Annotated in this window: 24 protein-coding genes and 1 pseudogene; 9 read left to right on the top strand and 16 right to left on the bottom strand. The window is 45.7% G+C overall.

The window, feature by feature from the left end; all coding sequences use genetic code 11:
* Nucleotides 1-19: 19 nt before the first annotated feature.
* Complete coding sequence (locus tag HQN87_RS12425; RefSeq protein ID WP_173133061.1) at nucleotides 20-1537, bottom strand: carboxypeptidase M32; 1518 nt, start codon at nucleotides 1535-1537, stop codon at nucleotides 20-22.
* Nucleotides 1538-1769: 232 nt separating this feature from the next.
* On the opposite strand from HQN87_RS12425, the gene HQN87_RS12420 reads away from it, so the two are divergent.
* The 3 genes from HQN87_RS12420 (at nucleotide 1770) to HQN87_RS12410 (ending at nucleotide 3253) form a co-directional block, all read left to right on the top strand.
* Entirely contained in the window at nucleotides 1770-2348 is a 579-nt protein-coding gene (locus HQN87_RS12420) for a beta-class carbonic anhydrase (protein ID WP_173133058.1), read from the top strand.
* Nucleotides 2349-2528: 180 nt separating this feature from the next.
* Nucleotides 2529-2963: a hypothetical protein gene (locus HQN87_RS12415; RefSeq protein WP_367272712.1), complete on the top strand. Its 435-nt coding sequence runs from the start codon at nucleotides 2529-2531 to the stop codon at nucleotides 2961-2963.
* On the top strand, nucleotides 2963-3253 hold the full coding sequence (locus tag HQN87_RS12410) for a YxcD family protein (protein WP_173133055.1): 291 nt from the start codon (nucleotides 2963-2965) through the stop codon (nucleotides 3251-3253). The genes HQN87_RS12415 and HQN87_RS12410 overlap by 1 nt, the downstream gene beginning before the upstream one ends.
* Nucleotides 3254-3412: 159 nt before the next feature.
* On the opposite strand, the gene HQN87_RS12405 is transcribed toward HQN87_RS12410, so the two are convergent.
* Nucleotides 3413-3793: an LSm family protein gene (locus tag HQN87_RS12405; protein WP_173133052.1), complete on the bottom strand. Its 381-nt coding sequence runs from the start codon at nucleotides 3791-3793 to the stop codon at nucleotides 3413-3415.
* Nucleotides 3794-3999: 206 nt separating this feature from the next.
* On the bottom strand, nucleotides 4000-4839 hold the full coding sequence (locus tag HQN87_RS12400; RefSeq protein WP_173133049.1) for a DegV family protein: 840 nt from the start codon (nucleotides 4837-4839) through the stop codon (nucleotides 4000-4002).
* A gap of 150 nt (nucleotides 4840-4989) precedes the next feature.
* Between HQN87_RS12400 and HQN87_RS12395 the strand changes: the two genes are divergently transcribed.
* A complete protein-coding gene (locus tag HQN87_RS12395) occupies nucleotides 4990-5214 on the top strand; it encodes a hypothetical protein (protein ID WP_173133046.1) in 225 nt (74 codons plus the stop codon).
* 137 nt (nucleotides 5215-5351) lie between these two features.
* On the opposite strand, the gene HQN87_RS12390 is transcribed toward HQN87_RS12395, so the two are convergent.
* Nucleotides 5352-6221 carry a phosphotransferase family protein gene (locus tag HQN87_RS12390; protein WP_173133042.1) on the bottom strand — a complete coding sequence of 290 codons (870 nt, stop codon included), beginning with the start codon at nucleotides 6219-6221 and terminating at the stop codon, nucleotides 5352-5354.
* Nucleotides 6222-6381: 160 nt separating this feature from the next.
* Complete coding sequence (locus HQN87_RS12385; RefSeq protein WP_173133039.1) at nucleotides 6382-7068, bottom strand: metal-dependent hydrolase; 687 nt, start codon at nucleotides 7066-7068, stop codon at nucleotides 6382-6384.
* Between the two features lie 226 nt (nucleotides 7069-7294).
* Between HQN87_RS12385 and HQN87_RS12380 the strand changes: the two genes are divergently transcribed.
* Nucleotides 7295-8062, top strand: coding sequence for a PaaX family transcriptional regulator C-terminal domain-containing protein (locus HQN87_RS12380; protein ID WP_173133036.1), 768 nt, complete (start codon nucleotides 7295-7297; stop codon nucleotides 8060-8062).
* Between the two features lie 57 nt (nucleotides 8063-8119).
* On the opposite strand, the gene HQN87_RS12375 is transcribed toward HQN87_RS12380, so the two are convergent.
* The 5 genes and pseudogenes from HQN87_RS12375 to HQN87_RS12355 form a co-directional block, all read right to left on the bottom strand.
* Entirely contained in the window at nucleotides 8120-10225 is a 2106-nt protein-coding gene (locus HQN87_RS12375; RefSeq protein ID WP_436836466.1) for a thioredoxin domain-containing protein, read from the bottom strand.
* Between the two features lie 187 nt (nucleotides 10226-10412).
* A complete protein-coding gene (locus HQN87_RS12370) occupies nucleotides 10413-10862 on the bottom strand; it encodes a DUF1569 domain-containing protein (protein ID WP_173133030.1) in 450 nt (149 codons plus the stop codon).
* Between the two features lie 169 nt (nucleotides 10863-11031).
* Nucleotides 11032-11210, bottom strand: a pseudogene (locus HQN87_RS12365) (DUF255 domain-containing protein); the annotation flags it as partial.
* A 139-nt stretch (nucleotides 11211-11349) separates the two neighbouring features.
* Nucleotides 11350-12159, bottom strand: coding sequence for a hypothetical protein (locus HQN87_RS12360; protein ID WP_173133027.1), 810 nt, complete (start codon nucleotides 12157-12159; stop codon nucleotides 11350-11352).
* Nucleotides 12160-12317: 158 nt separating this feature from the next.
* A complete protein-coding gene (locus HQN87_RS12355; RefSeq protein ID WP_173133024.1) occupies nucleotides 12318-14099 on the bottom strand; it encodes an ATP-dependent nuclease in 1782 nt (593 codons plus the stop codon).
* Between the two features lie 591 nt (nucleotides 14100-14690).
* On the opposite strand from HQN87_RS12355, the gene HQN87_RS32985 reads away from it, so the two are divergent.
* The gene (locus HQN87_RS32985) at nucleotides 14691-14957 is read left to right on the top strand and encodes a transposase (protein ID WP_173133682.1); all 267 of its coding nucleotides are present in this window, start codon (nucleotides 14691-14693) and stop codon (nucleotides 14955-14957) included.
* 59 nt (nucleotides 14958-15016) lie between these two features.
* Nucleotides 15017-15256, top strand: coding sequence for a hypothetical protein (locus HQN87_RS12345; protein WP_173133021.1), 240 nt, complete (start codon nucleotides 15017-15019; stop codon nucleotides 15254-15256).
* A 29-nt stretch (nucleotides 15257-15285) separates the two neighbouring features.
* Here the strand turns inward: HQN87_RS12345 and HQN87_RS12340 are convergent, their stop codons facing one another.
* Both HQN87_RS12340 and HQN87_RS12335 read right to left on the bottom strand, forming a co-directional pair.
* The gene (locus HQN87_RS12340; RefSeq protein WP_173133019.1) at nucleotides 15286-15486 is read right to left on the bottom strand and encodes a hypothetical protein; all 201 of its coding nucleotides are present in this window, start codon (nucleotides 15484-15486) and stop codon (nucleotides 15286-15288) included.
* Nucleotides 15487-15508: 22 nt separating this feature from the next.
* Nucleotides 15509-15841, bottom strand: a complete 333-nt coding sequence (locus tag HQN87_RS12335) for a DUF6809 family protein (protein ID WP_216857267.1) — start codon at nucleotides 15839-15841, stop codon at nucleotides 15509-15511.
* Between the two features lie 105 nt (nucleotides 15842-15946).
* Here HQN87_RS12335 and HQN87_RS12330 point away from each other — a divergent pair, with 105 nt between their 5' ends.
* Nucleotides 15947-16165 (top strand): helix-turn-helix domain-containing protein, encoded by a 219-nt coding sequence (locus HQN87_RS12330; protein ID WP_173133017.1) that lies wholly within the window; start codon nucleotides 15947-15949, stop codon nucleotides 16163-16165.
* A 165-nt stretch (nucleotides 16166-16330) separates the two neighbouring features.
* Here the strand turns inward: HQN87_RS12330 and HQN87_RS12325 are convergent, their stop codons facing one another.
* Nucleotides 16331-17419: a DUF1648 domain-containing protein gene (locus HQN87_RS12325; protein WP_173133015.1), complete on the bottom strand. Its 1089-nt coding sequence runs from the start codon at nucleotides 17417-17419 to the stop codon at nucleotides 16331-16333.
* A 145-nt stretch (nucleotides 17420-17564) separates the two neighbouring features.
* Between HQN87_RS12325 and HQN87_RS12320 the strand changes: the two genes are divergently transcribed.
* On the top strand, nucleotides 17565-18611 hold the full coding sequence (locus HQN87_RS12320; RefSeq protein WP_254075471.1) for a leucine-rich repeat domain-containing protein: 1047 nt from the start codon (nucleotides 17565-17567) through the stop codon (nucleotides 18609-18611).
* On the opposite strand, the gene HQN87_RS12315 is transcribed toward HQN87_RS12320, so the two are convergent.
* From HQN87_RS12315 to HQN87_RS12305, 3 genes are all read right to left on the bottom strand, one after another.
* Nucleotides 18603-19127 carry a putative immunity protein gene (locus tag HQN87_RS12315; protein ID WP_211720084.1) on the bottom strand — a complete coding sequence of 175 codons (525 nt, stop codon included), beginning with the start codon at nucleotides 19125-19127 and terminating at the stop codon, nucleotides 18603-18605. The genes HQN87_RS12320 and HQN87_RS12315 overlap by 9 nt on opposite strands.
* Before the next feature lie 111 nt (nucleotides 19128-19238).
* Nucleotides 19239-19541 (bottom strand): hypothetical protein, encoded by a 303-nt coding sequence (locus HQN87_RS12310; RefSeq protein WP_246552774.1) that lies wholly within the window; start codon nucleotides 19539-19541, stop codon nucleotides 19239-19241.
* A gap of 92 nt (nucleotides 19542-19633) precedes the next feature.
* Complete coding sequence (locus tag HQN87_RS12305; RefSeq protein WP_173133011.1) at nucleotides 19634-20560, bottom strand: YxiH-YxzG fusion protein; 927 nt, start codon at nucleotides 20558-20560, stop codon at nucleotides 19634-19636.
* Nucleotides 20561-20733 lie beyond the last annotated feature (173 nt).

Here is a 20733-nt window from a genome sequence, read left to right as displayed (position 1 = left end):
TCGAAGTCCTTCCAGCTTACTAAAGCTGATACAGCTCGGTATACTTCGCTTCCAGATAATCTGCCAGATAATCAGGATTCAGCGGCTCACCTGTGACCTGCTCAATAATCTGCGAAGGGGTCAGGCTCTGGCCGTATCGGTACACCTTGTCCGTGAGCCATTCTTTGATCGGCAGCAGGTTGCCGGCGGCAATCAGCTCATCGAACTCCGGCAGCTCCTTGCGCAGGGTATGAAGCATTTGGGCCGCATACATGTTGCCAAGTGAATAGGAGGCGAAATAACCGAAGTCTCCACCGGACCAGTGAACATCCTGAAGTACGCCCAGCGCATCTGTCGGCGGTGTAATTCCCAAGTACTCCTGATATTTCGCGTTCCAGGTCTTAGGCAGATCCTTCACTTCAAGTCCTTCGTTGAAAATAAGCTTCTCGATCTCGTAGCGAACAATAATATGCAGGTTGTACGTCAGCTCATCGGCTTCGATCCGGATGAAGGAATTGCCTACACTGTTGATGGCCCGGTAGAAGTCCTCCATCTCCACATCTGCAAGCTGCTCAGGGAAATGCTGCTGCAGATCGCCGTAGTAACGCTGCCAGAAGGCCCGGCTGCGGCCGATCATATTCTCCCATAGTCTGGACTGGGATTCGTGAATCCCCATGGATGCGCCTTGCGCCAGCGGTGTGCCGATCAGCTCCTCGCCGAAATTCTGTTCATACAGGGCGTGTCCGCCCTCATGCAGGGAGCTGAAGATCGAACTGGTCACATTATCGAGCAGATAGTTCGTGGTAATGCGCACATCGCCGGGATTCAGGCCTGTCGCGAACGGATGCACGCTCTCATCCAGACGCCCCGCTTCAAAGTCATAGCCCATCTGTTCCAATAAGAAGAGACCGAACTTCTCCTGCTGCTCTTTGGGGAAGATCTGGCTCAGGAATTCCGTATCCGGCTTGTTCGGCGATGCATTAATCGCTTCGGCCAGCGGAACTAGGCGGCTGCGCAGGCGGGTGAAGATCGCATCCACTTTGTCAACGGTCAGATCCGGTTCATACATATCAAGCAGGGTGTCGTAACGTGAGCCTTGCACGCCCCAATAATCAATGAATTCCTGTTTGAATCCGACAATCTTGCTCAGGTAAGGCTCGAAGGAGGCGAAATCATTGGTATCCTTGGCCTCTTCCCAGATCGTCTGCGCATGGGCGGTCAGGACGGAATACTCCTCGAAGGTTTTGGAGGGAATGCTCTTGCTGCGCTGGTACTCTTTGCGGGTGTCTTTAACAATCTTACTCTGGTTGCTGTTCAACTGGCTCAGCACTTCCGGCTGGCTGAAGTACTCTGTATACGCCCCGATCTCCTCCGATACCTGGAGCTTGAACGCCTCTGCACTCAGCATACCCAGCGTGGCTGAACGCGTCTCAACACCTTTACGCGGCGCACCCGTGCGCAGATCCCAGCCCAGTAACCCGATCGCTTCATAATAGCCTCTGATTTTGAATAATAGCTCACTGAATTTATCCCATTCTTCTTGGATCTGCTTCTCCATGTTTTGAGCACCTGCCTTGTTTTTTTATCTACTCCTATTGATGATACTTTTTTAAATAGTTATAATCAAATTCAGGCTATAGCTCTTCAAATTTGAAGTAGTTAGCGGCTCATAGGATGCGGAAGCAAAAGCCGCTGAAACTTGGCAGTATTAGAATGCAGGAAGACCTTTATATTCGCCGCAAGACGCAGTACAATGAATTACAGTTTAATCTTAAGGAGGCACATGGCTTATGAGTCAGGTTACAGACATTTTGGAGTTCAACAAGCATTTTGTAGAGGAAAAAGCATATGAGAGCTATCTGACCAGCCGCTTCCCGGATAAAAAAATGCTGATCATCACCTGTATGGACACACGGCTTGTTGAGCTTCTGCCCAAAGCAATGAACTTCAAGAACGGTGATGTCAAAATCATCAAAAATGCCGGAGCCATAATCTCCCAGCCGTTCGGAAGCGTCATGCGCAGCGTTATGGTTGCGCTATACGAACTGGACGCGGACGAAGTGATTGTCGTCGGCCACTATGAATGCGGCATGGCTTCCCTGAATGCTGACCATATGATTAACTCCATCAAGGAGCGCGGCGTGTCCGAGGAAGTACTCAGTACTCTGGAGAATTCGGGGATTAAGCTGACGAAATGGCTGCGCGGGTTTGACAACGTAGAGGAAGGGGTAATTCAGACTGTGGAGCTGATTAAGCGCCATCCCTTACTCCCCCCTAACGTACCCATTCACGGCATGATCATCGACCCGGCTACCGGAGCGCTTGAGCTTGTGTCGGACGGATACGCGGAGCCTAAGGCAACTCTCTAAAAACTGCTGTTTGCGCGGGTCCCGGACCCGCGCATTTTTTGTGTACCCAGGCATGTGTACGCTATCAATTAATTGGTTTTGTGATTATTAAAAATTGAAACCTTGGCCCCCGCTCTGCGTATTACCGGACAACACCCCGCAAACGGGTGTTACCATACTTCTAGGAGGTTCTTGTACTAAATGAAACCAATGAAACGTGTACTGATGATCGTCATGGCCTTCACTCTGTTCTTTGCCGTCACAGTTCCTGACTTCGCAGATGCCCGCCGCGGCGGAGGCTTCAAATCGGGAAGTCGGGGATTCACGACCACCCCGAAGAAATCAACAACCAACAATGTGAAACAAAGCGATAGCACCAAAGGTAGTGCAGCAGGCACAGCAGCGAATACCAAACGCGGATTCTTCAGCGGCGGCGGACTGATGAAAGGCCTGATGATCGGCGGTATCGCCGGACTCCTGTTCGGCGGAATGTTCGCCGGAATGGGCGCTTTTGGAAATATCATCGGATTCTTCATTAACATGCTGGCGATCTACTTCGTAATTATGCTGATCATGTCGTTCTTCAAGCGCAGACAGGAACGGCGCAGACTGCAGGAAAGAGACGGACGTTGCTAATGGGTGTTACCGTACTCAGTATGGACGAGATTATCAACGCGATCTGCCTGCATATGGCGGAACGCAAAGCGGTACGGGTGGAGGAAGTACGGGTCGAGCTAAGCTGGGACGAAGATACCGGGTACACCGCAGAGGTCTGGATTCAGGGCCGCAGCCAGTTCCTGGTCGAATCCAATATGATTGAGGCCATTCTGCGCTACCTGCACAGCGAATACGGCATCCGGGCCTACCGTGAAGAGGTGCGGCTGGAGCTGGACGAAGAGATCACAGCGGTGGTTACCACCGCGTAAGGGTTCTGTGGACAAGCTGTACTCAACCACATTCAAATTACTACACATAAAGGGATGACCCGGCTGACGGGTCATCCCTTTATTGTTGGTACATTGGACCTGCTATTGCTGATCCGGTTATTGTTAGCTTGCGTGTAATCAGGGCATGGTGACGATCAGTTAGAGTAACGAGATCGCCAGCAGCTCGAACAATACCAGCGGCATAATGACGTTGCTGTTCACCGTACCCGGGTACGGGTAGCCTTGACCCGGATATCCTTGACCCGGGTAACCCACACCTGGATAGGGCTTATAGTATGGATTGTAATATCCGCGGCTCGGATCAGTGGCTATCGTCACGGTCAGGTACAGATGCTTGCTGTCCATACCGGCAAGGGTGCCTTCATGCATCTGACCGTCAACGGTCTGCACCTGCACCTGATGATTCAGATAAGGCTTACAGGACTGGTGAAGCGAATCGCGGACACCGTTCAAATGCTGAACTACCGCAGGGTCTGCCTGATAGATAACCGCCGTTTGCTGGCCGGATTGAGTTGTCATAGGGGTTAGACCTCCGTATAAATGGATTTGCTCCATTCTATGCACCTGCCCAGTCATAGGTGCCTAGCCGTCTGCTGCCGTCCCTTCGCCCCCCGTCCTGGCAACACTCTTCCCCCATCCCACTCCAGACTAAAAAGCCGTATACCAGGAATTCTCTGTATACGGCTTAGCTATTCAGTTATTCCATTGAGGCCTGCTTCAGCAACCTAAAAAGCAACTCCAATTCCGCCCTGACCGGCATAAGTTCCCATTACAGGTCCCATGGTGGACAGCAGAATCTCCTTGAAGGGATGCTTCTCCAGAATACGCTGCTTGATCTCCAGCGCCAGCGTCTCGCAATTGCTGTGGACAATGGCGATGACCGCCTGTTCATAATCATGCTGCTTCTGATCCAGCTTCGCCAGCAGATGAGTCAGCGCCTTTGGCAGCCCACGGGTCTTCTCGACCACTTCCACGACTCCCTCGTCGCTGATCCTCAGCAGCAGCTTAATGTTCAGCACGGAGGCCACAGCACCGGAGATCCGGCTCAGCCGTCCGCCTTTGATTACATTCTCGAGTGTATCCAGTGTGAAGTACGCCGTCGTCTCTTCGACCTTGTCCATCACTTTAGCCTTCAGTTCGGCCAGACTGGCTGCCGTCAGCGACCATTTGGCCGCCATAGCCACAATGAGTGTCAATCCGCCTGAAAAAAGCTTGGAATCTATAATTTCAATCGCATTGGGATGTCCTTCTTCCTCATACATCTCCTTGGCAATCAATGCGGTCTGATAAGTACTGCTAATATTGGAGGACATGCAGATGACCAGAATGTCAGTGCCTGCTTCCACTTGTTTGAAGCTGTCCAGGAAGGTCTGCGGACTTGGGCTTGCTGTCGTCGGCAATTCCTTCGATTCATGCATTCTCGAATAGAAATCCTTAGCGTCCATATCATCGGGCATTAGCTCATGGCCGAAATGAACCGGCAAATGGACAATGGAAATATCATACTGCTTGGTGTAGTCGGGGGGTAGATCGGAACCGCTATCCGTAATAATCTTGATGGGCATCAGAGTGCTCTCCTTTCAATTCTATACCATTATAGTTACCCTTCAAGGAAATCAATAGTACAATTTATAACTTGTTAAAAACAGATTTTTGTGCTTAGTGTTACTTATGATATGGTTTAAGCATAAGCGAACAGAAATGGAGTGTACCCGATGAGCAAGAATAAAGTATGGAACAGAGGCAAGCATAACGGTGCCGGACTGTCCAAAAAAGCCCCGGCTGCCTTAGAAACGGACAGCACCGAGACGGCATCGGCAGAGAACATCAGCGCCGAAGTGACGAATGAGCGGATTGATACCGTGAAGCCTATGAACCGCAGCAACTGGGTGACCCGGCCCACCCGGGTGAAGCCGCAGAATCCTGAGCGTAAGAAGTAGCTTAACCCCTAACATGCTTCATATTCATTGGATCAAGCAGCAACGGCTACGCCGTCCTTAAGGGATGGCGTAGCCGTTGCTGTGAGGAATGGAAGGATAATAGATACTTATGGCAGGGGATTTCCTGTAAGTATCAGCTACAGCGATTCGGACAGACTATCCGGCACATACCTGTTCTGCCGCAGAAGCGTCCGTACAACCGGCAGCGTGTTCAGCTGAAGCGGTACACCTGTTGTTCGATGGAGCTGAAGCCAGCGCAGAGCAGCCAGCGCCTCGAATAGCTCCAGCTCTGCCGGACTATAACTGCTGCTCGCGGCAAAAGCCGACCTGTAAGCCGTGGCGTTCCGTTCCCCTGCATACACTCCAAAAAGAAAAATAGACCAAGCTATATCATATCTGGGATCACCAAGCTGGGCATTGGTCCAATCAATGATGGTGAATGCTCCAGAGGCCTCCAGAATATTGCCCAGATGATAGTCTCCATGAATCAGATGGTGAGCGGTTATCCCTGCCTGACCGGCCAATTCCAGAGCCAGCGTCCTTAACTCTGGCTGCTCCGCCCACGCAGGGAAGAAGTACTCTGCGAAATCATAGGCCGGAACATGCAGGCCGGTGGATGAGTCGAGCTGCAGCTTATGTATATCCCGCAGATTTTGCGCTATGACCTTTAGACTGGAGGCATTCACTTTCTTAACGGGCTCTCCGTCGAAGCTGGTCAACAGAACCTGATTCTGCTCAGGGTCCAGGCCCCAGGCATACGGCTGTGATACTGCGCAGTCCTGCCGGTACAGCTGCTGCAGCACTTTATACTGGATGGAGATATCCGGCCGGGATTCCCGGTTCCAGATTTTCAGCACAAGCTCCGTCTCCGGCAGTGTAATTCTATGCACCTCCGCTTCCAGCCCTCCCTTCATCGGGGTGATAACCGCCTCACCCGCCTGTGCCAGAAGCCCTTCACCCTCAGTACTTTGCTCTTGCCAGCGGATACTGCTTAGAACATTATTCATCGTTATAATTCCCCTCTCCCCAGGAACACTCTGCCGCTCATTGAGCTGCTTAGCATCCAACATACCATATTTTAGACATTTCCCCTATTCCCATGAAGATAAAAAAACAGCCGTTTGTTTGCAGAAGCAAAAAACGGCTGTTCGTTATGTCCAGCTTGCTCTATAGCTCCAGCGTCTCTCCATAGCCAAGCGCCGAACCTCTGATCCCCGCTTCCTCCAGCGCCTGGACGAAAGCCCCCGCATCCTGACGGATCGGAGGGAAGGTATTGTAGTGTACCGGAAGTACCTGTCTTGCCCCCAGCCACTTGGCAGCGATGAGCGCATGTTCAGGTCCCATGGTGAAGTGTCCGCCGATCGGCAGAATGGCCAGATCAATCTCGTAGAGCTCACCGAACATTTTCAAATCTCCAAATAGCCCTGTGTCGCCTGCATGGAGAATCGTCCGGCCCTCTGCCTCAATAATGAAGCCCGCCGGTGTGCCGCCATAGATACTCTGTCCATCTTCGAGGGTAATGCTTGAGGTATGGAAGGCATGGATCATCGTCGCCTTGGCGAACCCAAGATCTACCGTCCCCCCGATGTTCATCCCAATCGTCTGGACGCCTGTGGATTCGAGGTAACCGGCCAGCTCCACAATAGCTACAACCGGAGCATTATTGCTCTTGGCAATCGGCGCGGCATCCAGTATATGATCCATATGGGCATGAGTCAGCAGCACGGCATCGGTCTTAATCTCCTCAACCTTCGTTACTGCCGCCGCATTGCCGCTAATGAAAGGATCAATAATCAGCGATTTGCCGTTCACCTCAATTTGAACACAGGAATGGCCGTGGTAGGTAATTTTCATGGATATCCTCTCCTCTTCATGATTAGATTACAATGGGCACTAAGGAATGAATCGTGCAAAAACCCAAAGTTTACGATACAATGACACCAAGTTGCTCTGAATCCAACTACAGCAGTGCGATCGACTAATATAACATAAATTAATACGTTCGTTCTTTTTTATGATATATCTATTCCTGCCAGCTGTCAAGAGAGGTGTGAAGAAGTTGCTGTCCGTTGAGAAAACAATGCTGTTTCTGTTATCCAAGGTGAAGCAGATGGGCGCCCAGCAGTTCGTCGAGATCTATGAGCACAGGGGGTACACCTCCACCTATATCCGCAATGCCCTATCCCGCTTGAAAAAAGAGGGCTATATCGCTTCCCCGGCACGCTCCTGGTATAACGTCACTGCCGAGGGCCTCGCCTACATTAGAGCGATTAACAGCAAGCCTGCCCGTTATCAGGAGCAGTGGGATCATACCTGGGATGTGGTTATGCTGGAGGTTCCCGAATCCGAACGCAAGAAGCGCGACCTGTTCCGCACTGCGCTCGGGCAGCTTGGTTACGGGCTATTATATAACAGTGTGTATGTCTCACCGTGGAACTACCAGAACGAAGTCGTTGCCCAGATCCAGAAGCTGGAGCTGGAAGGCAAAGTGTCCATCCTGCAAGGCCAATTTCTGGAAGGCTCCGTTACACCGCTCAGAGCGCGGGCCATCTGGCATTTGGACGACATAGAAGCCTTATACCTGAAGAAATCAGTCTGGCTGAAGGAGGAATTCGCTCCGCTAATGTCAAAGACGCTTCAGTCGGGGCAGCCGTTACAGCTATTCCTGCTCTATTTGCAGATGGGAGAGGAGTTAAGCGGACTGTTCATGGCCGACCCTTATCTCCCGGATGAGCTGTTGCCGGACCATTGGCCCGGTAAATTGATCATCGCAGAAATGACCGAATATATGATTAGCGCCGCGCAGGCGATACCTGAGGATTCCTCCTATGCCCCCTTCGTCAGATAGCCCTTGATGGATGCGCAAAGAGCAGCCCCTAATCCGGGCTGCTCTTTGTGATATGCACTACACCTCCAGGCTGCCGGAAGCGAGTAGCTCTTTAACCGCCTCTATATTCGTAAGCGGCGCACGGCAGGCGAAATTCCGGCAGACATAGGCCGTCGCTTCGCCTCGGATCGCCGGTTTGTCCTCCAGATGCGGAAGCAGACGAAGAATCCCTTCACTGTCCCCCTCCCAGTTGACGATCAGCGCAGCGTCAGGCAGATAAGCCTGTTGAGCCTGGGCCAGCATTCCGTGCAGCGCGGGGTCCTCTTTTTTGCCGGAGAGTACCCATTCCCTGCCGCCTGTGACCATAGTCAGATGCGCCTGTAAATACATCGCATAACCCGGCGGATACTCTGCCGCTGCTGAAGACAATACCGCTGCGGTACGCTCGGCAATACCCTTCAGCTCAATATTCTGGGTGATCACCGACAGCTTCCAGAGCAGCTTCGCCGCAACCGAATTCCCGGATGGAATCGCTCCGTCATACAATTCCTTCGGGCGGACCGGCAGCTCCTCCCCGTCATGACCTGTGAAGAAGAAGCCTCCTCCGTCCGGATCATGGAACAGCTCCAGCAGCCCGTCCTTAAGGATCAGCGCCCGTTCCAGGTGGACCGCTTGTCCCGTGGCTTCATATAACTCACTGAAGCCCCAGAGCAGGAAGGCATAATCATCCACATAAGCAGGAATCGCCGACTCCCCGTCCCGGTAGCGGGCCAGCAATCGGCCATCCTCCCGCCGCAGCTTCTCCCAGATGAAATTCGCAGCCGCTTCTGCGGCCTTGGCGTATTCCGGCTTTTGCAGCGCTTTGGCACCTTTGGCAAGCGCGGCGATCATCAGCCCGTTCCACGAGGTCAGCACCTTGTCATCCTTGAGCGGATGAATGCGCTGCTCCCGGTATTCGAACAGCTTCCCGCGCCATTCCTCCATCCGGGTCCGCAGACCGAGGGGATTCATGCCCATACGCTCCGCCATCTCTTCCGGCAGCCCTTGCAGCAGATTCGGAATATTGGCACCTTCGAAGTTACCTTCCGGCGTAATCCCGTACACATGGCAATATGAATGCATGTCTTCCAGCCCCAAGGCTTCCTCAATCTCCTGGCGGGAGAAGACGTAGAACTTCCCTTCCACACCTTCCGAATCCGCATCCTCCGCAGAGAAAAATGCACCTTCAGGTGAAGTCATATCGCGCAGCACATACGTGAAGATCTGCTCGGCAATCTCGGCATACAGCGGCTTCCCGGTAAGCTGGAACGCTTCCAGATAGACATTCGCCAGCAGCGCGTTATCGTAGAGCATTTTCTCAAAATGCGGCACCAGCCATTCCCGGTCCGTAGAATACCGCGAGAAGCCAAATCCCACATGGTCGTACATGCCGCCCTTGTACATCGACTCCAGCGTCTTCTCCACCATACGCAGCGCGTCCGGCTGGTTGTGCAGCTGGCTGTAGGCCAGCAAGAACGACAAATTATGCGGCGAAGGGAACTTCGGCGCATTGCCGAACCCGCCATACTCCTCGTCGAACTGGCGCCGGTACAGCTCATACGCCTCATGCAGCAGCTCGTCCCCGGGAATGCCACCGTCTGCGGCTTCGGGGGAATAGGCGTTTTTGCGATCAAGCGACTTCAGCTCGGCCAGCAGGTCATCGCCCAGCTGATCCAGCGCCTCGCCGTCCTGCTCCCACTTCGTATGGATCTGCTCCAGCACATCCATCAGCCCGATCCGCCCGAACATCTGCCGCTTCGGGAAATACGTCCCGGCATAGAACGGCTTCTTCTCCGGCGTCAGCAGCACCGTCAGCGGCCATCCCCCACTCCCCGTCAGCGCCTGACACACCGACATATACAGCGCATCAATATCCGGCCGCTCCTCGCGGTCCACTTTGATCGCTACATAGTGATTGTTGAGGAGCTGCGCGACTTCTGAATCCTCGAAGGATTCGCGTTCCATTACGTGGCACCAATGACAGGTCGAATAGCCGACAGATAAGAAAATCGGCTTATTCTCGGCCTGGGCCTTGGCAAAGGCCTCTTCTCCCCATGGATACCAATCCACGGGGTTGTGGGCATGTTGTAACAGGTAGGGCGATTTTTCGTTGGCTAATCTATTGGGTGACTGGTGAGTTGTCACGGGGCGTCCCCTCATTTCGGATGAATTGGGTAAAGTGTTGTCTAGGGATAGTTTACCCAAAAAAGTGGGGGAGGGCGCAGTTAATAAAAATGTCTTAGTGTTATCCTGCCCGTAAGCTGAAAATGCAGCCGATCTCTCGGCTGCATATTGTCATGGTATTATCGTTTCCCTTTAGTTTGGACTTAATCTAAACGCCAAATTGCTTTAAATGATGGTCCAAATGCTTGTAAATCCCTTTCCCCCACTCCTCGGAAGTGAGTACTCCGAAAAAAGGATGTGTACGATTGGCACAATTCTTAGGACCATCACTTTGTAATATTAGTATACTTTGTTTTAGCTTTTCTTTTTCTACTTCAAATTCTCTCTTATCCACAATCATTATGGTTTGAATAGTAGACATATTGCGAGGAAGTGGTTTGTCGTTATAAAAAATGGGTTTTGCAAATTTACCTACCAGCATTCCTAACCAACTTCTTGGGGAATGGGACTTCCCCATTGCTATATCATGAAAAGAGGAGCAATGCGCTAGCATTTGAGCAACATTCATTTGACCCCATTGCGGTTGAGCGCTTTGCATTAATTGATCAATGCGCACTAAAATTTCTTTTGAATGTGATAGATCAAATATATTATTCACTAGGACAACGACCTCCTGGCATCACAAAAAATATTTGATTAATTATTAAATATTACCATATTATTCGGAATAAATGAATGTCTGCACCAAACTATCCTGACCGTTATTAATAAAGGAAAGTAATTTGGCATGGGCTGAAAAACTAAAATTAGTAATAGTGGAATTCACCGACGTGACACCAATGGCAAGTGCTATATCCGACAGATAAGAAAATCGGCTTGTTCTCCGCCTGAGCCTTGGCAAAGCCTCTTCTCCCCATGGATACCAGTCCACGGGGTTGTGGGCATGTTGTAGTAGATAGGGAGATTTTTCGTTGGCTAATCTATTGGGTGACTGGTGAGTTGTCACGGGGCGTTCCCTTATTTCAGATAAATTGGGTAAAGTGTTGCTTAGGAATAGTTTACCCAAAATTGTGGGAAGGGGCTCATAAGCATTTAGTTACACATCATCATGATATGATACTAAGAATTACTTAGCATTTTTTGAGTTACAATTTAGTTTCAAAAGCCATTAGGTTAATATCATTTAATCGGATATAAGGTTTATCATTCTTATTATAAAGTAACGTTCCAATGAAAATACAATAAATACCTTTTCCCCATGGTATCTTTTTCAATTTCGAATAATTAGAAACACTATCACTTAATAAAATAGAAAATTCATATCCTTTCCCATCCCAAACACCACAATTTAAAAATTGTTTATTAGATGAGATCGAGTTAACTTCACCCCAAAATATTTTTTTCTTTCCCCTAAGTGAATGATCTGCATTTCTGAAATGCACAATTAAGTCAAAAGGATCTTTGTAAATTTCACCTTCAAAAATAATTGGGATATCGATATCATCCAATAGATTATTAATCGCATATCTTAATAGTTTTTTCATTGTGATTTTGCAGGATTTATTACTTGAAGGGTCAATTATATATAATCGAGAATTCCTTGTTTGCTCAACTTCAGTTAATATCAAACCATTATTTCTTTTTTCATGTAGCTCACCATTTTGCTCTAGACTTAGTATCATTTCATTATATGTGACATTAATTTTGTTAACTTCTTCTTTAGTAGTATTATCGATATTGCTACTATTACTCATTCCCTGGCCACAACTACCTATGTGTCTAGCAAAGAAGCATGATTGCTTACCATCTCTAGTTTTTCTTCTATAAAATGCTTGAACTCCACACTCCACACATTTTAAATTACTTTTCGCAATCTCCTTTTCTATATTAGAGAGACTTTCAAATTTTAAAATAGATAATTTTTCTTTGCTAATTGAATTTATTACGAATTCCATCTTATATCACCTTGGCCTTTTGTAATACTTTCCTCTAACGTTCTTGTATTCACGACATCCAACGAAGTCAAAGGTGTCCGGCAGTTTCTACTTTTCATGAAATTCTTCTGCCGGAACAAGGGGATATGCCCGATGCGTGAATATTATGTTAGACGATGTTATCGTTGTCTTTGGATATTATTCAATTCAAGGAATTCCTTAAGATTTTCAGGGAAGATAGCCTCTCCAAATTCAGATGTTTCTTTAATTACTCTCCAGATCTTCGCGCTATTTTTATCATTTGAGTCATACCCTAAGACAGATTCTAACTTAGGAATGTTAAAATGTATCTTCTCAAAAGAGGCTTCTTTAATCAGGTTCCAATTTGTAGTTATCATCCCCTTTTTAGTTCTTTCACTCAATGGTTCACCTTTTGAATTAAAAACTTTAATATTTTCTAGTTCAGTATTATAGATATCACTTTCTTTAAGTTCTCCGACTGTTTCAAAAGAGAGCTTTGCCACAAAATCTTCTTCGAAGTCAAAATCATTGATAGCAAAATAATTTATGCCTAAGTGCTTACATAATTTAATTAAAATTAAAGCAGTAATTTTTCCATGGTGAGGAACTATAGCGATGTTATTAAAATTCAAATAGGTTTCTGAGTATTTATTATCCTCAGTGAGTTCTAGTACTTTTCTTCTAATAATTTCTTTGTAAGTCATCAGATCATTAGGACCTTCTACAAGTAAAACTTTTTTGCTGAATAATATTTTATTTAGGTTTGGCTCAATTAGCTTGATGTAATTATTATAATCATCAATTTCAGAAAGCAACTCATCAAAAATTTCTTCGGTCTCTTCGACTTCGAGAAACTCACTATTATGTTTGTTGTATTTAAGTACTGTTTGCTTAGTTTTTTCATCAAATTCAAAACGAATCAGTCCTCTAGTATCAAAGACATCCAACATTTTGTCAGAATGAGTAGTATAAATTACTTGGTGTCCTTTCTCAGCTAAGCCACAAAGAACAGTTTTGTAGAAGTATTCTTGATGGTTCTCATGTAAAAAGCTTTCGGGTTCTTCGAATAAGAAAAGACACTTATCTGTCTCATTGCTCTCTGCAATCGCTTGAATAATAGCCATGACAAACATAGAAATATAACCATCACCAAAATGGCTGATCGGTACAAGGTTTTCCATATCACCATTAAGACCAACTTTGAACATCATCTCTAAGAATATATCCTCATAATCAGGCAATCCAAATTCAATATGACACTTATTTTGTCGCAGGTTAGTAGAATAATTAATTTGTATCCTATTTAAAAAATCATTCAAACTGGAGTCAGCCATTACCTTATCAGTAGAGGACTTTACCTCTGCTTTGAATTGATCTTTTTTATCTGCCATAATACCATCTCTATCAACTATACTTTTGATATGTTTTGCTAAAAATGAAGATAAATTCCCCCAACTTGTTTTCTTTGTTGATATTTCTTTTTTAATTTCATGAAAATTTATGTAGAATATTTTAAAGTATTTAGCTGCACCAAATGAGGTGTAGAGTTGTCTCTCTCGCTTACCATCTTCGTAAGAGTTGATTCTGGCACTTTCTATTTCAATTCCATCGAGTCCGATATCCAAATAATGATATCCAGTAAGGTTTGCTATCTTACCTTCCACTTTATGTTCACTACTACTATTCATTTTTGTTGCAATTAGAGGTATATTATCATAGCTACGATTATGAAAATCATTAATTGTAAAGCTATCTTTAGTAACATACTTTTCTGTTATTCCATATAAAATTGAATTCAAAAAATTTGTCTTTCCTGCGTTGTTGTACCCCACTATAGCTACTGGTTTTTTATAATCTTCTTTAGGAAAGTGAACTATAACTTTATCTCCAAAAGATCTATAATTTTTAATCATTATATCTTCTATACGAATATAGCTCATATGACTACGCTCCTATTTTTAATATTCTCAATAATTTTTTGTACAAAATACTTTATTCGACATAGTTTTACTTTTCCCTTTCCAATAAAGATAAAATTCACCATATCAAAGCCTCCAGACTTTTTCTGGAGGCTTATTCTTACCTATACCAAACCGTCAACTCCACCTGTTTCTTTCCCGATTTTACACAATCCGCTCCACCAATTTACCCTATTATTTATCAAACTGCTGAAAAAGGCTTTTCGGTAGCTTCGGAAGGATTTACTGCTCCGTTTACTGAAGTACGAACAGTACCAACGACAGCTTGGGGACCGAAGCAGTTTTAGCAAAAGCGATCCGGATTCAACCTTCATGCTAATGAAAGAAGACAACATGTGTAATGGATAATTTAAACAAGATTAAAATATAAATTGGAACTTAAAACCATTTAATTTTAGCTTACAATCTACACCTGAGACCGACGGATGCCCGTTGTTTACAAGCACATCTGGAAAGGGCGAGGCAGATCCTGGGGCAACTTCCCCAGACAGCCATTGCGGATTCAGGCTACGGAAGTGAAGATTCGGGCAATCGTAAAATACGGCAGTTACCATAAAGGAGAAAAGCAAAGCTTGGAAAGCGAATGAGAGTAAAATCGAGAATTGGACGTACAATACGTCCGAGGATATCACTGGACGTGCCCAGCCGGATAAACGCCAGAGTTTCACAGAGAAAAAAAGGGAAAGAGTAGCGAGTGGTTATGAAATTCGGAAACGTCATTACCGGAGCAGGAGTTGCGAAGGGTGTCCACTGAACGGCCAGTGTACGAAAGCTGCGGGGAATCGGGAAATTCCAGTGAGTTTAGAAAGACTGCAATAGCAAAGTCAGGCGCGAGAACTTCTTTGAAGTGAAGAAGGGCATGCCTTGGCGGTACGCCGATGACGAAACCTGAAAATGTATTTGGACAACTGAAGAATAAACGGGGCTTCCAGCTATCTGCTTCACGGCATGGAAATAGTGACGCTTCAGGTCGGTTGACTTTCGCTTGCCCACAATCTATTCAAGCAAGCGGAAAAGGACCAAAAACAAAGAACACCCATTTTCATGTGACAGGAGAATGGGTTGCTCTTTTCACTATTTGCGGTTTAAACATGGGAAGGATGTGTTTCTACTCGTAGAAAGACTACTTTTGGAACAGCCCATTCTTTTACCTCAGACTATTCCGAATAATTTCCCGCTCCGCTTTTTTCAAATGCTTTAATGAATTTTCAAAAGAATATGGAAACTTGGCCCTAAGTTTAAGCAGCTTTTCAACCTCTCCCACGGCAATAGCTTCCTTAATTGCAGGAACCCACTTCTCTTGAACAATGCCCCAAATTTCTGCCTGAAGCAGCTCGTCTATCAACATATGCTGTTTGGAATTAAAAGTATCATAACTCTCTCCTATCCAACTTTATTTGTTCAAGGACTAACTTCTCCTTAGTCTGTATAAGTTCTTCCTTATCTTCAAATACTTCTATTAGCATCGCAGCTCCCATCCTAAATCCTAGCGTATAGTCAGAAGCGGATGAGATAGAGATCTGGATGTCGGTTAAGTCCAGGGCTTCTTCGATCAGAGTGAAGTCTTCTGGAGATAGTTTTGCTTTTAGGATGTCCATTTGTTCAGAGATTACTTTAGAGTTCCGTGCATACTCAGGATCGCTACCATACATTCGTTCACTTGGGCAGAATTTTCCGTAATATAAATCCTCCAAAAGGCTCACCTGTCATCCCTCCCCAATCCTCTTTTTAATTATCTTAGCGAATTTATCGCTAAAAATCAATAGCGAATAATTCGCTAAGATATGCTTGCGTTGGAGGTGTTTCAGATGTATCAACGTATCCGCGATTTACGTGAAGATAAAGATTTGACGCAAACTCAAATGGCTGAGTATTTGCAATGCAGTCAGCGGATTTATAGTAATTATGAACGCGGTGATGTCGACATTCCCACGACGATTCTGATTAAGCTGGCAGATTATCATATGACGAGCACTGACTATTTACTTAACCGAACAAACCAAAAGAAACCCTACTCCAAAGGTTAAATTAGAATACTGATCAATGCATACAAAAATCCGCAGTTTATACGAAGTCAAAGTTCTTACGCAGCACAAAAACAAGCTCAGTGACGAACCACATGAGCTTGTTTTACGTTAGAGCCATCCCTTCAATCTGATGCTTTGATTCCTCCCTATTCCAATAAAACCTTCTTACCGCACCACAACCAACAATACAATAATCCCGACACAAATCAGCCAGACAACAGGATGACCGAAATTCAATCCCCAGCCGACTCCGAACCTTTTCTTGACGATTAGGTTTGGATCTTTGTGATTGAAATAAATCATACCTAATTTCCATTGATCTTCACCATGGACAGGTCTGGTATTGGCGCTATCGGCAGATCGCTCTAAACGTCTCTCGACCTGACCCGCCCAGAACGTTAAGGCGAAGGCGTATAGGATGATAAAGGCTATTATGATTAGGATAACGGGGATAGCGAAATGGATGGTAAGCAGAGATATCATGTTTAGTTGCACGACCGAGAACAGGATAACTAATAAGAAGCTTGCTGTAATCATAAAATAGGACCAGGCACGGCGGTAGGTTACGTCTTGTCTGATGGAACGGTTAGGATCAGCGGGTTGAACCTGTTGCTTCACTCTGCGAATACTCCAATTCTCAAATAGGAACAAAAGTGTTATGAGCACTTGGATTATCGCAGGCATAAACACAAAACTAAAAGATTTAGCTGCATAGCGGTCTACGTCCCAACTGCTGTTGAAATGGATCGGAATCTGATCAGGAATCAGATCGTAGTGGCGTAGCACAGTTACAATACTAACAACAATAACTAGAGCATGAATGAGGAACCAAATACTAGACAAGCCAATGTTTCTTTTCTGAACTCCAGTGTCCACTGCCGTGATCGTTCCTTCCTGAGCAATAGGCAGTATAGGTAGTAAGCTTTTCATTTTGAAATGATAGCTCATGTTAATGACTAGGGAGATTACGAGCATGGCGAGTGAATATGTGACAATGATCCAACTTTGTTGCTTGGAATGTTCATCACTGTATATTAGGAAGATTATACAAACAATGAATAGGATGGTATGTAACGCAGCACTAACCCTGGCATATGACTTCCGCATCTGGTGCAGAGGCTCACTGTGGAATTGTGCAGCACTGACGGTGACCCCAAAACTAATCGTCTCTCTTGTTAAATAAGGCATGCTTACCATGAGTACAATGGAAGGTACAAATACTAAGATCATCACTATAGCAGGCAATATCGTCATCTCCTTCGCCTCCTCCTACATATAATATTATTTCACATAATCCTCAAAAGAATCTTATACTCAGAATAAGCGTGTAAAATATTGCAAATCAGGTGCGACTTGCTTTACCATTAGAAGGAAGTTAAGCTGCACAGAAGGAATCGGAATGGGGGAATCAGGTATGGGTGGTGTTTGGACAAGCTCGATGAATGGTGCACCTTGGACCCTAAGCAAGATGAATGAAGCAACTACGCAATTGCGCAAACGGGCGCTTATTTCGTATGTCATTGATATAGACAAGCTTGAAGATCTGGAAGCGTTAGATCAACATGTATTTGCTAAACGTCCGGATCTGGTATTGTCGATTAGTCAAGTAGATATGAAGGGGAGTTACCCCCAGGAATTGTTACAGATATTAGCGGAACTCAAGCACATCACAGCCTTACAGTTAAATCTTCGCCAAAGCACGGATCTGAGTCTGCTGGGCAAGTTAGAGCGGTTGCAGTTCTTATCCATAACCTGTCAGAAGCCGGTAAGCTTAAGCTTCATTTCTAATTTCAACGAGCTTCAATATCTCGCGGTGAATGGAAAATTCACAGACTTATCCCCCATCGGCGATCTTGCCGGACTAGATACATTATTGTTGAGCACGACGATTCATAACCTTGATTTTGTCCGTCAGATGCCCCGTCTTAGGTGCCTGTTTATTCATGATTGTACCTTGAAAGGCTCACTGGCTGCCCTTGCGGACTCCAGCGTTACCATGCTTAGCTTAGCTGCCATCCGTAATTTAACGAAGCTGGATGAGATCGAATCCATGGACGAGCTGATCTGCCTGCAATTATCCTTGCCAAAGGTGGAAGCGTTATGTAATTTCTCTATGATGAAACATCTCAGACAGCTTGAACTGGATAACATGAAGGCATTGAAGCATATTGATCTGTTATGGACGGCAGAGCAGCTTGAATTGCTGAGATTATGTGAGATTTCCACCGTGGTGAAAGCGAGGGATTTAGAGCCCATGATCGGAATGGAGCATTTACAACAGGTGGATTTTCAATTTATTGACTTCAATAAAGGCCGGATTACCGCATTACGTGAATGGTTCGCACAAGCAGAGAAGGAGCATCTTCTGTATGAGAACATTGCTGAAGACCAGCGTATCAAGCCCCTGTCGCTACTGCATTTGCAGAAGCATTTGGGGTTAGATTAATTCATGTAATATATTTAATTGTCTTTCCCTCTCCTTTGTTGAAGAATCTGTGGAGTTATCCGTTAATACATTTATTGCTTTTATTGCGTAATCACTGCTCACTAAAGCATGTCCTCTCATATGTCCTGTTGCAATGGCTTGGGCGAATGAACGGGCAGAATACTTGCTAATGTCTGATTTGGATTCTTTCGCCAATTCATTTACTACAAATCCAACCTTCCGTAAATCGGAAGCTCTAATACTTCCGTCTATTCGTTTTTGTAAAGTGTCTATCCCTAAATTTATTCGTGAGTCATCTTTTAGATGGTCATCTAAGTAAGCCAAGTAAGGAGTTGCTACTTTTAAAGTCCATTGAGCAAGTAACTTCTGCGGCATTTTTTCAAGAGCCTCTTCAATTTTATTGCGCAATTCGGTGTTATCTATAATTTTTATTTTAGGGTTACTAGGCTTGAATTCTGTTTGTTCTTCTTTTAATTTTTGCTCATGTTTATTCCATGCGTAATCTTCTAATTTCACTGAATTCACTCCCTTTAATTGTACCATATGCTGGAATTAAGTGACAGGCTGTAGAGGTGCAACACACAAACAAGCTCAGTGACGAACCACCGGAGCTTGTTTTAAAGGACCCTATTCCATCAGAACATAAGCGTTCTCTATTCCCATCATATCCTTCAGCGTTTTACCTAATGCGTATTGGCTTGGTTTGTCCTTTTGGATTACACAGATAATATTCCCTGCTTCACCCTTGGACAGGTTGGTAAGTTGCAGGTAGTCGTCATTTGCATAGATGTATGACACCAGATAATCATAGTAGTCAGTTTCCTTATCCTTAACCATCAATCCAGCATCGAAAAGCCTTACCCTTGTTCCGGCCCATATTTTAGAATCATCTTCAATGTTTGCTACAGGAATCCACTTCGATGCTTCCACTAAACATCCCGCCTTTACAGAATCCTTATCTTGTCGTCATACTCTCATATTCCAGTCTGAATTTAACTTCGTTGACACAGTCCACCGCCCAATCAGAGCAATTCTTTAATCGACACCTGATACAACAAATTATTTTCACAGAACAGCACAAGATCTTCTCTAAAATCTTGTGTCACTGGTACAAGGGGCTCTGATTTTTCATTCAAAAATTGCACCTTATGCCCTTTGGTCAAGCTTGATTTTTCAATTTTCTTGAAATAATACTCTCCGTGTTTTCCGTAACCGCCATCGAACAAGAAGTGACAACCATCCGTGCAGAATCCAGACGAACCGGAAATCTCAGGATTCATAAACGTGACCTTGGGCTGACTGGGTCCGCCTGAGATGCAGCCGAGCAAAAAGTCCGTATAATAATAAAACCACACCTCTTCTTCGCGGACAACATTCAAAGCGTAACAATCGGCAATATCCGAAACATGATCTTCGTATAATTTGTTGCCATGCTCATCCCAGGCCACAAGGCCGTGTTCACCGACAGGTTGATCCCACCCGTTATTCCCGAATACCCCTTCGTCAAAATAACTGGTCCAGATGGTACCTTTCTCCGTCACTTGAAGATTCTGAATCCCGTCTCCAAGCAGGAACTCACGAACGGTACGTCCTTTATAATCGCACACTTTGGCGTTCAGATCATATTTACCTGCACCATAATACGAGCAGCGCGCTCCAACCAATAGCAGATGTCTACGAAGCGGCTGAACATAATGATAATTGAAATACTGGTCCTCAATCCATATTTCATCGACGATATATTGATCCTCTATCATCAAAACCTTGTAGGTATACGGTTGCTTCAAAGCCGATGGAACGAACATTCCACGTTCACGTTCCGGGATCTGCTTAATCAGCAGGACATATACGCAGTTATCGCCGCCGAATTGAGCCGAGACGATCTCGAAGCCCTCGGTATGCACCGAAATATCAACAAAAGGCTGCAACGTCACCGTTTTATGAAACATGCCAATTCCTCCTTAAGGGATAATTTAACACCATCCTCTGTTCTGTTACCGTATTATGGCAGAGTGTCTGGAACCTGAACATGGCGGAAGTATGGCGAAGCTAATCAGGCTGATCGCACTAAGTCAATCCAAGCAAAAAACCGAAGCATAGGTACGCCCCGGTTCCTTATCTA

Origin of the sequence: Paenibacillus tritici (genome assembly GCF_013204885.1) — a bacterium.
Taxonomy (GTDB): domain Bacteria; phylum Bacillota; class Bacilli; order Paenibacillales; family Paenibacillaceae; genus Paenibacillus_AQ; species Paenibacillus_AQ tritici.
This window is presented reverse-complemented; position numbering and strand designations above follow the sequence as displayed.